Source organism: Paraburkholderia metrosideri (genome assembly GCF_904848625.1).
GTDB lineage: Bacteria > Pseudomonadota > Gammaproteobacteria > Burkholderiales > Burkholderiaceae > Paraburkholderia > Paraburkholderia metrosideri.
Map to the genome: position 1 here is coordinate 1 of NZ_CAJHCP010000012.1, position 11,746 is coordinate 11,746.

An 11,746-nucleotide genomic window follows, 5' to 3' on the forward strand; every position below is an offset into this window, starting at 1 on the left:
CCCCTTTCCTCCGTAGAGCGTATGCGGTATTAATCCGGCTTTCGCCGGGCTATCCCCCACTACAGGACACGTTCCGATGTATTACTCACCCGTTCGCCACTCGCCACCAGGATTACTCCCGTGCTGCCGTTCGACTTGCATGTGTAAGGCATGCCGCCAGCGTTCAATCTGAGCCAGGATCAAACTCTTCAGTTCAAACCTGTTACTGTTTTTCGGTTCCGTTAAGAACCGGTCGCTCACTCAACGTACTGACGAATGATCTCTCCATCTTTCAATGGAAAAACCTTCCTTTCATTACTGTGTGAGACTTGATACTTCTGCTTTATGGCAAGCCCCGAAGGACCCACCCGCATCGCGCATCAAGCGCCCACACTTATCGGCTGTTAATTTTTAAAGATCGATCCGCGAAATCCGCAGCGCCCACTTCAACCACCCGGCACCGCTTCGTTCTGCGTCGCTGCGTCTGCAGCAGAGAAACGAGATTATGGCGATCGGACCTCAGGTCGTCAACCCCCTTCTCACAATATTTTGAAAAAGCCCAGAATGCTAAAAATATAGGCACCGTAGTGCCCATTAGAAGATTAGTTAGTTATCCGACTAAATTCGATGTACCTGTTATGTCGCCTCAACAATAGCCGCAGCGAATCTATGCCGACTTCTTCTGATGATCGGCACCGCGACCCTCCTCCTTAACAGTCGAGCACTGAAACCTGGATGACCAGGAGGCCCCGCCGTCAACACAGTCATTCGCACGTACGTCGCCCGGCGTGCACCGGCGTTGCTCCTAACCTATATAGGCATGTCGACCACCTCCTCCAACAGGCACCCCGAACCCGTGGCGTGCAGCTTGCACACTGCCGTCAAACATCCTCAATCGACGCAGCGGTCCACGCTCGCAAGCACAACTCCACGCACCACGAACTCACGCCGGGCAGAACCGCAACCCCTCGCCCATCGCGCACAAACAGTCGACAACCCTTATTTTGACCAGCTATCATCCGGGAAAACCCGAACCTGACGACCTCGCTGCGCCACCCTTTGCAGCGCGTTCGGCATGTCTGTTCGCGTGTTATTGCCCGTCGTCGGACGGGGCTTGCGGCCGGTGATCCCGGCACGGGAGCCCAATTCGGCGATACAAAGGTGGCGGACCTCGCATGGTCCACTCTGTCGCAATCGGCCAAAAGCCGGTCGCGGCCATTTAGCCTGGATATCATCGATCATGATTGCTGCCGCGTTTTCGCGCGTCACCGACCGTCTGCTAACCGCGGACCCCGGACTCGTGCGCCTCCATACCGCGCTGCGCGTCGCGCTGGCCTGCCTGCTGACCGGCGCGGCCAGCATCGCGTGGACCGTCGTTCACCACCAACCCGTCACTCTCGCCGCGCCCGGCATCCTCTTCGCGATGGTCGCGCCGCTGTTCCTGCGCGATGCACGACGCCCCGCGTGGTTCGGCACCCTCTTCTATCTGTACCTGTGCGCGTGCGCGTGCTTCGCCGCGGCCGCCGTCCTGAGCCGTCACCCGTTGGCCGGAGACGCAGGCTTTCTCATCGTGATGTTCGTCGGCATGCTTTGCCAGGCTTGCGGCCCACGCGCGCTGGGTTGCGCGATGCTGGGCGTGGTGTGTTTCTACCTCGGCCTGTATCATCCGTCGATCGCGCATCTCATACAGGCGCTGATGTTGTCGGCGTTGGGTCCGCTGATGGTCGTGCTGGTCGGCCGTCTGCTCGTACCGTTGCGCCCCACTGCGACGTTCCGGCTCGCCATTCACACCGTGACATTGCGTGCATCGCGTATGCTTCACGCCCCGCACGCGGCAAATCTCTCGGCGTTGAACGAAGCCGCGCTATCGCTCGAGGAGCAACTCGCGCTGCTAGGTTCATCCGATGCAGAAGCGATTCGCGAGCGGATCGTCGAAGTCGAAGTAGCGGCAGGGCATGCGTTTGCGTCGAGACCTGCCGATGGCCACAATGCCCGGGCCTCTGACGACATGCTGCGTCACGCGATTGCGCGCCTCAGGGAGCTGGCACATCGCCGCGGCGCGCGCCGCGCTGCTTCCATCGCGACCGTCAACGGCACGATCACCTTGCCGATCGCGCAACGCCTCGCCGGCCTATGCGCCAAACTCTGCTGGCTCCCGGCCACGCGCGCCACCACGGCGGCATTTCTCGCGATGCTGATCGGCCACTCGCTGTCTCCAGAACGCTGGTTCTGGGCGGTTATCACGACCTTCGTCGTATTTCTCGGCACACGTTCGCGCGCGGACACTGTTTATCGCGGCGCGCAGCGTCTGGCGGGAACACTGGCCGGCGCGCTAGTCAGCGTGTTGCTGGTCGCTCCGCTCCACGACGCACCGATGCTGTTGGTGGCCGCGATGGTGTTGTGCGTGTTCGGGTGGGCGTACTACATCCTCAGCGCGTACGCGCCGGGCGTGTTCTTCATCACGGTGCTGGTCGGGCTGGTCTACGGCGAACTGGGATTCGCCATGAGGCCGCTGGTCGAATTGCGGATCGAGGAGGTGCTGGTGGGCTGCCTCGTATCGTTCGCCGTCGCGATTCTGATGATGCCGCTGGCGGCCACGCGTCATGTCGAGACGCGGCTGGGCGCGGTGCTGGGTGCGCTGCGTGAAGTCGTCCGGCTTGCGGGATCGGGGGCTCGTGTCGAAGCGCCCGAAGCGGCCGCGGCCATGCGCAGGCTCGATCGCGGGTGGCACGATCTGCGGGTCGCACTGAAGCCGCTGCAGACGCAGCGTGTAGTGGTGTGGAATCCCGATGTGGAACTGGCGACCGGTTCGCTGCTCTGCTGTCTGCATTGGGCACGCGTGTTGAGCAAGCCGGCGCAGCGTGACAGGGTGACGGGAGACGTTGCACTGAACGCGGCGGATGTGAGCGCGTCACACGTCGAATCGATCGTGGGGAGGCTGGATTCGTTGATCGCCCGATACAACGGGCAAGCGGCCGGTTCTGCGCGTAGTGCAACGGATCAACACGCGGTGCTTGCGGCGAGTATTGATGTCGATCCGGGCAAAGCGCCGGCACTGGCTCAACTGGATGGAGCGGTAGCGCAGTTGTTCGACCGGTTGACGCAACCAGTTGGGAAAGCACGGCGTGTGTTCAATTGGGCGCTACGAGGAAGGGGGGTGTAGCGCAACGTATCACCCTGCTGGCCAACAAAGGCCTGATTGAATCGACGGGAAATCTGAACCAGATGGGTTACTGCGAAGTCCGCCTGCCTCAGCCCGTCGGCGACCACGACGTCACCGGGTCAAATTGAGTCAGGTGGCGTCGAGCGAAACCCAGCGCCAAAAGTTATCCCCAGTTTTTGTTCAGAAGCCTGTGGATAACTCGCCCACAATCGCGCCAAGTCCTTGATGCAAAACCGAAGTCGAGCTCTGCGCGTCTTGCGCGACCCTCTGCGTGGCCGCGTCACCCACGCCCTACACGCTGCAGCTCAACCAACCTCAACGACCTCAACGACTTCAAGCCGACTTCGCCACTCCACGCACATTCAAACGAGTGAAGGCGCTCCGCTCGACCATCGCGCCGAACAGCAGTCCGATCGTCGTCCACATGATGACCTGCATGCCAATCGCAGCCACCCGGAACTTCCACAGCAACACCGCCGGAAATGCCGCCGGCACTTCATTGATGACGGGCATCGACAGTTGCACCGCCGCGATGATCACGACGAACACCAGCCCCGCGACGATCGAGCCGTTCCACGCGCCCAGCTTCATCATCGCGCGACGCCGGACCTTCAGCGAGAACACCATCGTGGCTATCGAAATGGCGATCATCAGAAAGAACAGTCCCGTGCGCATCCCGATCGTCTCGGGGTCGCCGACCGACGGTGGATTAGCCGGATACTTGATATTAGGCACGATCACCAGCGTAATGAACGCAGCGAGCGCGAGCCACGCGGACAACGCACGCACACTCAACACGCTGACGCGTCCATAAGCGTAAGCGAACACCAGCGAGAACAAACCGCCAACCGCCGCGCCAAACGTCACCACACCGGTCAACAATCCCAGTCCCGCTTGCGTCTTGCGACTCACAAGTTCAGGATCGGGCGCTTCGCCTTTGGCGGCATCGGCCTTTTCTTCGAATGAAATGGCCTGATCGACCTGGGGCTCGCCGACCAGTCGCGCAAAACTGAACGTGAGCAGCCCCGCGACGATGCCCGCGAGCATCCCGCGTACCAACAATTTACCAACCATGGTTGACTCCGTTAGTGGCAGGGAAAGCCGAGCAAATGGCGGCCGTCGTGCACAAACTCATGCACGTACATGCCGGGCACCAGCGAGGTCGCCCCCTCTTCCGCACCAACGAAGTAAATCGCGAGTAACAACAGCAAACCGCCGAAAATGACCCAAGGCAGCAACTCACGCAATGGAATCGGCGTGGGTTGAGCAACAGGCTGCGTAGCCGGACTAATGACTGTGTCGTTCATGAGGACATCTCCTGGGGGTAACGCGCCCCGAAAGTCGATTGCAAAGGAATGATGCGAAGCACAGGTCTGGCTTTCGGCTTGCGATGCCGATTACAGTGGCGCGACCGCGCCGGGCTCTCACCGGCTTCCGTGCTTCGTCGTCCCGCTATTCTACGCGCTAAACTCCGGCCTCCGCGACCGTGCAGGTGTCGCCCGCGCCGCTCTCCGGCATGGCTTCAAGGGAAATGGACAGAATGAACCTACGACTGTTACTGATCAGCCACGCAGCGACAGCCGCGCAACGCGCGGGCCGCATTCCTGGCGCCGCAGCCGACGCCGACCCGCTCGATGCGCGCGGTATCGCCGAAACCGCAGCCGCGCGGTCCAAGCTGGGGCTTCCCGACGACGTCGCGTCGTTCGTCAGCCCGGCTGCATGCGCACGCGAGACAGCCCAGGCGTTAGGACTCACGGCGACGACGGTCGAGCAAAGTCTCGCCGACATGAACTACGGCCGATGGCACGGCCAGAAGCTGGTTGAAATAGCTAACGAAGCGCCACAAGACCTCGCGGCTTGGACCAGCGACCCCGCAGCCGCACCGCACGGTGGCGAATCATTCAGTCAGCTTGTGAGTCGGGTGGGACAGTGGCTCGATACATTAGACGTAGCCGGAACCGACAACGCATCGCTCCATCCGCGCAATGTCGTCGCCGTCACGCATGGGCCCGTGTTGCGGGCAGCGATCGTCCACGCGCTCGGCGCATCGCCAACTGTGTTCTCACGGATTGAAATCGCGCCGCTCTCGGCGGTCGAGTTGCGACGCTCGCTGCGGCGTGGCTGGACATGGTGGCCTGCGTCGAGCTAGCCGTCATCATCGGTTATTGACCCGACACCAGCAACCGCAGCTTGTTCGAACCGGCCGGCGTCAGCGTGATGCTGGTTCGCTTGCCTTTTTCGCCAACGTAAAAGTGCTGGCGTACCGGCGAATTCTGATCGTGGGTCGCTTCGGGCAAGCACGATGCGATATCCCCGGCGACGGCCTGCAACGCGTCCGCATTCGAGCCGGCATCGGGATGCGGCGTCCACGTGCATTGATAACTGCCGTGGTTCGCGGCGCATTGGGCGTCGTCGCCATAAGGTTGCGCGACGCCTTTGCCGTCCTCGGGCGTCAGCGTGGACAGCCCGCCAGGCGCGGCCGCAACGATGCGTTTGAGCGACGCGCAGGGACTGGGCGCATCGTCAGCATGTGCGCTGTACGGCGCCCACACGCCCAACGATGCAGCGGCAAAAGCGGTGGCAAGTAATCGGGTTTTATTCATGGTGGCTTGCTCCTCGGAAGGGGACTCACGGGTAGCGTGACCACTGGATTTGTGCCACCGGCGCGCTACCTGCACAGCCTCTAGTGCGGTAGCACGCTCCGTGCCCATGCTCACTAACGCATGGGCTCACCATCCCGCATTCGAGTGCCGCGTCAGGCATTCTCTCGATACCTTGCCGCGAGCCAGCGGCGTTGTCGGTTGGCGGCTCCGTCACACGCGCTTTCAGGCAAATGCTTCAGTGATCCAGCATCAAACGCGCACGCCAAACAGTGCCTCCAACCCCCGCGCGGATCCAAACATCCCGTTGGCATCGTGCCCGACGCCATCGATTACAAACGCCCGATGCGTCGCCGGCCCTTGCGGATGCCGCGCCGCCATATAGCGTGCATAGGCCAGCCCTCGCTCCAGCCGGTTCGCGCCTTGCGTCAGCGCCGCACATGAGCGGTCGAGTGCCGGATGCTGGGGATCACAATCCGCGCTGCCCAGCAGCACCGTCACGTCACGTTGCGCATAGCGTGTTTCGAGCGCTTCGGCGGAGGCCGTGCCGTCGTCACCATTCGCATAAGCCGGCAAGTCCTCAAGCCCGTATTTCCAGCGATTAAACGACGGACACTCCGCCGCATCAAATACCGCCAGTCCGCCGGATGCAGTTGGCCGCACCGCATCGAAATACACGTACGACGACGGATTGGCGACCACATACCGTAGCCCGACCCCACGCGCGTCCAGCGACGCGTTATCGCGCGCGACCACCGCATAGCGTTGCGCGACCTGCGCGCCACCCGAATGTCCCGCGATCACCACCTCGGCCAGTGACGCCAACTGCTCGCTCGCCGCAAGCAGTTGCACGATCGCGTCGAGCACCTCGAATGAACTGATCGGCGCCGGACCTTCTGCCTGCGCGCCGCCCATCCAGCTCGTCCATTCCCAATGCAACGTGGACGACGGAACCTCATGCGCGTCGAGGTCGGCAGTCGCGAGAAACTGCGGCACGATCAGCAGCGTATCGGCCGCGCTGCCGCCGGCCAGCGTGCAGGTCCGCTGCGCCAGATCGAAGTAGGTATCCGCATTGCGCAGGCGTCCGTGAATCAGAATCACCGCGCGTTTGATCTCACGCGCAGGTGCGAGCCAGTCGCCGTTCGCGAACACCGGCACGGTGCCGCTGCCCGCACGCGTCGTCACCGTCAGATGCCGGCTCGCGACGACCGCAACCGGACGTTCATTGGGCGCGCGTTCGTCGTCTGTCATCAAAGGCTGGGTCATGCAATAAGCTCGTGGTTAATCCGGGTTGATCTAATGAGTGGCGGGTCGCGCCGCCGTGCCGCGCGGCTCGCGTCCCGATCGCGTGAAGTACACCATCGCGAGCGAAACGAAACCGGCAAAAATGAGGTAAAACGCGGGCGTCAGACTGCTGCCGGTGACACGCGTCAAGCCCGTGATAGTGAGCGGCGCCATCCCGCCAAACAGCGTCACGGCGATGTTGTACGACAGCGCGACACCCGCCGAGCGGCTGCGCACCGGAAACAGCGTCGCGAGCATCCCAGGGTGCGAACCGGACATTGCTGCAAGGAACACCGTGGCAATCAGTTGCGCGATGAACAGATGCCCCGGCGTCGGATTCGTCACGACGAAGTAATACAGCGGGTACACGCAAATCATCCACGCAATCACGATCGGATAGAACAGCCGGTACGCACCGTACCGATCGGCGAGCTTGCCCGACAGTGGGAACAGAAACAGATTCAGCAGCCCGGAGACGAATGCGCCGAGCAACGCGGTCGACAAAGGCAGATGCAATTGCCGCTCGACATACACCGACAAATACGAGTGCCACACATAATTCGTCGCCGCGCCGACGATGATCACACCCATCGCGCAGATTGCGGCATCGCCGTTGTCGTGAAAAAACTGGCGGATGGTGACGCGCGGTGGCTTGTCCTTGTGGTCGAGCAGGCGCTCGAATTCCGGCGACTCGGCCACGCGATGCCGGATGTAGAACCCGAACGGTCCCGCCAGCGCACCGAACAGAAACGGCAGACGCCATCCCCATGACACCAGCTGTTCATGCGTCAATTGCGTGGTCAGCAGATAGCCCACGCCAGACGACAACAACAACGCAAACGCCTGCGCCGACATATTGAAGCTGCCATAGAACATCTTCTTGTGCGGCGGTGCGTACTCGACCAGCATCGCCGAAGCCGTGGCGAACTGGCCGCCAACCGAAAGCCCTTGCAGCAGTCGCGCGAGCACCACCAGCAATGGCGCCGCGATGCCGATATGCGCGTAACCCGGCGTGAGGCCCATCAGCAGCGTGCTCGCCGCCATCGAAATGATCAGCAGCGACAGCGCTTTGCGACGCCCCGCGCGATCCGCGTAAATGCCGAGCAGAACGCCGCCGATTGGTCGCACGATAAAGCCGACCGCGAACGTGGCCAGCGTCAGCATGATCGACACGAAGCCGTTGCCGCCTGGAAAGAACACCTGCGCGATGATCTTCGCGAAATAGCCGTAGATCAGAAAATCGAACCACTCAAGCCCGTTGCCGAGTACCGACGCGAAAATCGCGCGACGCACCATCGCCGGGCTCAACCCATTCGACGACCCGTTAGCGGACGTTGCATCATTTCGTTGATGGAGAGTCGCTTCGCTCATTGCTCGCATCCTTGGGTGTCGAACATCGCGGCCAATGCGCAGACCGACGTCAGCATCCGTGCGCCGTTGTGGCCCACACCCGGCACGATATGGAAACTCTGCTCCAGATGATCCGGATGGCGCGCCTGGATATAACGGTAATACGCCGTGGCACGCGCCACGCGTTGCGGCCCTTGCGCTTCGGCTGCGCAGGTTTTATCGAGCGCGCTTTGCTGGGGGTCGTCATCGTCGCCGCCCACCAGATAGTCGATCCGGCGCGCGGCATAAGCCGCTTCGAGTTGGGCGGCCGACCGGTCGTCGAGATACGGCGGCCGGTTATCCATGCCGTATTTCCATTGGTTGAAGTCGGGACATTGCGCTGCATCGAACGGCGCGGCGACGCCTTGCGCGTTGGGCCGTTGCGCATCGAAATAGGCATACGTGGACGGGCTCGCCACCACATAACGGACGTCGATGCCCGCCTCGGTCAACGTCGTGATATTGCGCGCGGCGACCGCGTAGCGCTGCACCACCTGAGCGCCGCCGGAATGCCCGGCGAACACCACGTGCCGGAGGTTCGGAAACAGCTTGCGGTCGGCCAGACGCATGACGATCGCGTCGAGCACGTCGTATGAACTGACCGGCAACGGCGCTTGCGCCGCTTCGCCGCCCATCCAGCCGTTGCCGCTCCAGCGCAGCAAATCGGCGGGTTCGTCGTGGATGCGCAGATCGAGCGAGGCGAGAAATTGCGGCGCAATCAGCAAGGTCGTGTCGGGGTCCGCATGCGCGGCGTCGCGGGCCTTCTGCGCGGTGCGGAAATACACGTCCGCGTTGCGCAGCTTGCCGTGAATCACGATCACCGCGCGCGTTATCTGCGGCTGCGCGACGCTCCAGTCTTTCGACAGATAGAGCGGAAACTCAGCGTGACCTTGCGGTGTGTCGACAGCAAAGCGCGTGTCCGAGATCGTCGCCACGGGCTTCAGGTGCGGCTCGTACGCATGAACCGCGAAGGCCGGTTGCGCGAGCGACATCGTCAGCGTGGTGCCGACTGCCGCTGCGGCACACACTCTCGCGAGACATCGAGAAAAATTGAAAATCATCCGGCCTGGCTCCTGATCACCGCGCTTCGTGTTGAACGCAGCGCATCGCTGAAACTGTCGTTATATCGGTTATTGAAGGGGCGGCGCCTAGAAGCGGTGGCGGATGCCGAGCGTTACGCCGGTCTGATTCGGACCGAACGCCGTATCGCTCGTCACGCCGACCGGCGTGTACTGACCGTCGCCATAACGCGTGGCCGCAGCGTACGCGACGGTTGCATACACATCCGTTCGTTTCGACAGAATATAGTCCCCGCTCAGCACGCCCATCAAGGCGTTCGACACGTTGTCGGCCTTGTTGCTCTGGTAGTACGCGGCGAGCGTCAGGCGAACTGCCGGCTTGATCAGATAGCGCACGCCGCCAAACCATAATGCCGACGACACCGTCGCACCTTTGGTCGGGTTATACAGATAATGCTCATAGCCGCCCATGATCGTCGCGTCGCCAATCTGCTGGCGCGCCGACGCGCTCCAGTTGCGCGACCTGGTCCACAAGCCGCTCGAATTGATCGCGCCGTTGCGGTAGTCGTAGGCCACCGCCGCCGCGAACGAGCCGATGCTGTAATCGAGCGCGCCGCCATACGCCGCACTGCTCTGAAACGAGTCTGCCGAGCCACCAAAACTGTAGACGCCGGTCGCCGTCAAGCCACCAAAGTGACCGACATACTTGACCGAATTGTTCACGCGCGCCTTGAACGAAAAGCTGTCCGACAAACCGGTGGTCGGCATCCATGTGTACTGCTGGCCGAACACCATCGGATCGTATTTGATCAGCGTGTCGTACATGGCCGTGTACTGCAAACCGGCCGACAACGCGCCATACGCATTCGACACCCCCACCGCCGCCGTGCGATTGAACAGCACGCCGGCGCTCGCATTGGTGCCGTCGTTGCCGTTGAATCCCCCTTCGAGGATAAAGAACGCCTGATTGCCGCCACCGAGGTCTTCGTTGCCGCGAAAGCCAAAACGGGAATTGCTCAAACCGCCGGAATTCTGACGAACCAGTGAGCCGCCGTCCGCGCCCGCATGGTTGAGAAATTCGATGTTGGTGTCGATCACCCCGTACAACGTCACCGACGATTGTGCGTGCGCGACCGCGCAACTCATCAGGGCTAACGTGGCTGCTGCGTATTGTTTTTTCACCGGAGTCTCCATTTCATCTTGTTGTATGTCGCAGCGAATTCACACCTGCTTGCGCCAGGGGTCGATGCGATGGACGAGATCGTAGGAGCGGCGCTGGTAAATGTAAAATACCTGTTTTACGCACTATCCATATTTAATAAATATGGCAGCGAACAGCATGCTGTGCGCCCCCGCCAGCAAGGAGACCCGACACCATGGAATTGCGTCATCTGCGTTACTTCCTGACGGTTGCCGAAGAAGGCCAGTTCACCCGCGCCGCTGAAAGGCTGGCAATGCAGCAGCCACCGCTTTCGCAACAGATCCGCAGTCTCGAAGAAGAAATCGGCTTCGAACTGTTTATCCGGATGCCGCGCGGCGTAACGCTGACGCCAGCGGGTCACGCATTCGCGGAAGACGCGCAACAGCTGTTGCAAAACCTGCAGGCGTCGGTGGAAAAAGCCAGCCGGATTGCGCGCGGAGAACTGGGGACTCTGTCGATCGGACTGACCAGCTCCGCCGCGTTCCACCCGTTCACGACGGAGGCGATCCGCGCGTTCCGGGCCGTCTGTCCCGAGGTATCGGTCGAACTCGCCGAACTCAACGCGGCGGAAATCATCGAGCGCCTTGCGGCGGGCCAGATTCAGGCGGCGTTCCTGCGCAAGCCCGTGGACGTGCGCGAGGGCGTCGCGTTCGAGCTATTGCTCGACGAACCGATGGTCGTCGTGCTGCCGCTCGGGCATCCGCTGCTCAAAGGGGATGGCAAGGCCGCCAGGAAGCGGCCGCAAGTGTCATTGAAGGCGCTGGCGCACGAAGACTTCATCCTCGTGAGACGCCCCGGCGCGCCCGGCATGTATGCGGATATCCTCGCCGCGTGCCGTCAGGCCGGCTTCGTCCCGCGAGTCGCTCGCGAAGTGCCGCGCATGGTGTCCGGCATCAACCTCGTCGCGGCAGGGATGGGGGTCACGCTGGTGCCCGCGTCGATGCAACGCTACGACCATGTGGGCACCGTGTATTGCACGCTGACCCACCCGTCGGGACTGAGCGCGCCGCTCCATCTCGCTTACCCCGAGGCGCTGCATAACAGCGCGGCGATGCGGTTTATCCAGTTGGTGAAGGAGCGTGTAAGCGGCTGAATGGCACGCAAATTGCAA

General features: G+C 62.0%; 10 protein-coding genes and 1 rRNA gene. 3 read left to right on the forward strand and 8 right to left on the reverse strand.

The window, feature by feature from the left end; genetic code table 11:
• Positions 1–195 (reverse strand): 16S ribosomal RNA (locus LMG28727_RS24935); the annotation flags it as partial.
• 1,024 nt (positions 196–1,219) lie between these two features.
• On the opposite strand from LMG28727_RS24935, the gene LMG28727_RS24940 reads away from it, so the two are divergent.
• A complete protein-coding gene (locus LMG28727_RS24940) occupies positions 1,220–3,142 on the forward strand; it encodes an FUSC family protein (RefSeq protein ID WP_201644979.1) in 1,923 nt (640 codons plus the stop codon).
• Between the two features lie 333 nt (positions 3,143–3,475).
• On the opposite strand, the gene LMG28727_RS24945 is transcribed toward LMG28727_RS24940, so the two are convergent.
• Together LMG28727_RS24945 and LMG28727_RS24950 are read right to left on the reverse strand one after the other, a co-directional pair.
• On the reverse strand, positions 3,476–4,216 hold the full coding sequence (locus tag LMG28727_RS24945; protein ID WP_201644980.1) for a CbtA family protein: 741 nt from the start codon (positions 4,214–4,216) through the stop codon (positions 3,476–3,478).
• Between the two features lie 11 nt (positions 4,217–4,227).
• A complete protein-coding gene (locus LMG28727_RS24950; protein WP_201644981.1) occupies positions 4,228–4,449 on the reverse strand; it encodes a CbtB domain-containing protein in 222 nt (73 codons plus the stop codon).
• Positions 4,450–4,682: 233 nt separating this feature from the next.
• On the opposite strand from LMG28727_RS24950, the gene LMG28727_RS24955 reads away from it, so the two are divergent.
• Complete coding sequence (locus LMG28727_RS24955; protein WP_201644982.1) at positions 4,683–5,291, forward strand: histidine phosphatase family protein; 609 nt, start codon at positions 4,683–4,685, stop codon at positions 5,289–5,291.
• A 13-nt stretch (positions 5,292–5,304) separates the two neighbouring features.
• Here LMG28727_RS24955 and LMG28727_RS24960 read toward each other — a convergent pair whose 3' ends face one another.
• From LMG28727_RS24960 to LMG28727_RS24980, 5 genes are all read right to left on the reverse strand, one after another.
• A complete protein-coding gene (locus LMG28727_RS24960; RefSeq protein ID WP_201644983.1) occupies positions 5,305–5,745 on the reverse strand; it encodes a hypothetical protein in 441 nt (146 codons plus the stop codon).
• 249 nt (positions 5,746–5,994) lie between these two features.
• A complete protein-coding gene (locus LMG28727_RS24965; RefSeq protein WP_201644984.1) occupies positions 5,995–7,008 on the reverse strand; it encodes an alpha/beta hydrolase in 1,014 nt (337 codons plus the stop codon).
• Between the two features lie 30 nt (positions 7,009–7,038).
• Entirely contained in the window at positions 7,039–8,397 is a 1,359-nt protein-coding gene (locus tag LMG28727_RS24970) for an MFS transporter (RefSeq protein ID WP_201644985.1), read from the reverse strand.
• On the reverse strand, positions 8,394–9,476 hold the full coding sequence (locus LMG28727_RS24975) for an alpha/beta hydrolase (RefSeq protein ID WP_201644986.1): 1,083 nt from the start codon (positions 9,474–9,476) through the stop codon (positions 8,394–8,396). The genes LMG28727_RS24970 and LMG28727_RS24975 overlap by 4 nt, the downstream gene beginning before the upstream one ends.
• 87 nt (positions 9,477–9,563) lie before the next feature.
• Complete coding sequence (locus tag LMG28727_RS24980; RefSeq protein WP_201644987.1) at positions 9,564–10,616, reverse strand: porin; 1,053 nt, start codon at positions 10,614–10,616, stop codon at positions 9,564–9,566.
• Positions 10,617–10,810: 194 nt separating this feature from the next.
• Here LMG28727_RS24980 and LMG28727_RS24985 point away from each other — a divergent pair, with 194 nt between their 5' ends.
• The gene (locus LMG28727_RS24985; protein WP_201644988.1) at positions 10,811–11,728 is read left to right on the forward strand and encodes a LysR family transcriptional regulator; all 918 of its coding nucleotides are present in this window, start codon (positions 10,811–10,813) and stop codon (positions 11,726–11,728) included.
• The last annotated feature ends 18 nt before the right edge of the window (positions 11,729–11,746 follow it).

Bases quoted from the DNA above. Each gene is read 5' to 3' on its own strand.
- LMG28727_RS24965 (WP_201644984.1), bottom strand. From the start codon at position 7,008: ATGACCCAGCCTTTGATGACAGACGACGAACGCGCGCCCAATGAACGT.
- LMG28727_RS24975 (WP_201644986.1), bottom strand. From the start codon at position 9,476: ATGATTTTCAATTTTTCTCGATGTCTCGCGAGAGTGTGTGCCGCAGCG.
- LMG28727_RS24985 (WP_201644988.1), top strand. From the start codon at position 10,811: ATGGAATTGCGTCATCTGCGTTACTTCCTGACGGTTGCCGAAGAAGGC.
- LMG28727_RS24940 (WP_201644979.1), top strand. From the start codon at position 1,220: ATGATTGCTGCCGCGTTTTCGCGCGTCACCGACCGTCTGCTAACCGCG.
- LMG28727_RS24945 (WP_201644980.1), bottom strand. From the start codon at position 4,216: ATGGTTGGTAAATTGTTGGTACGCGGGATGCTCGCGGGCATCGTCGCG.
- LMG28727_RS24955 (WP_201644982.1), top strand. From the start codon at position 4,683: ATGAACCTACGACTGTTACTGATCAGCCACGCAGCGACAGCCGCGCAA.
- LMG28727_RS24970 (WP_201644985.1), bottom strand. From the start codon at position 8,397: ATGAGCGAAGCGACTCTCCATCAACGAAATGATGCAACGTCCGCTAAC.
- LMG28727_RS24950 (WP_201644981.1), bottom strand. From the start codon at position 4,449: ATGAACGACACAGTCATTAGTCCGGCTACGCAGCCTGTTGCTCAACCC.
- LMG28727_RS24960 (WP_201644983.1), bottom strand. From the start codon at position 5,745: ATGAATAAAACCCGATTACTTGCCACCGCTTTTGCCGCTGCATCGTTG.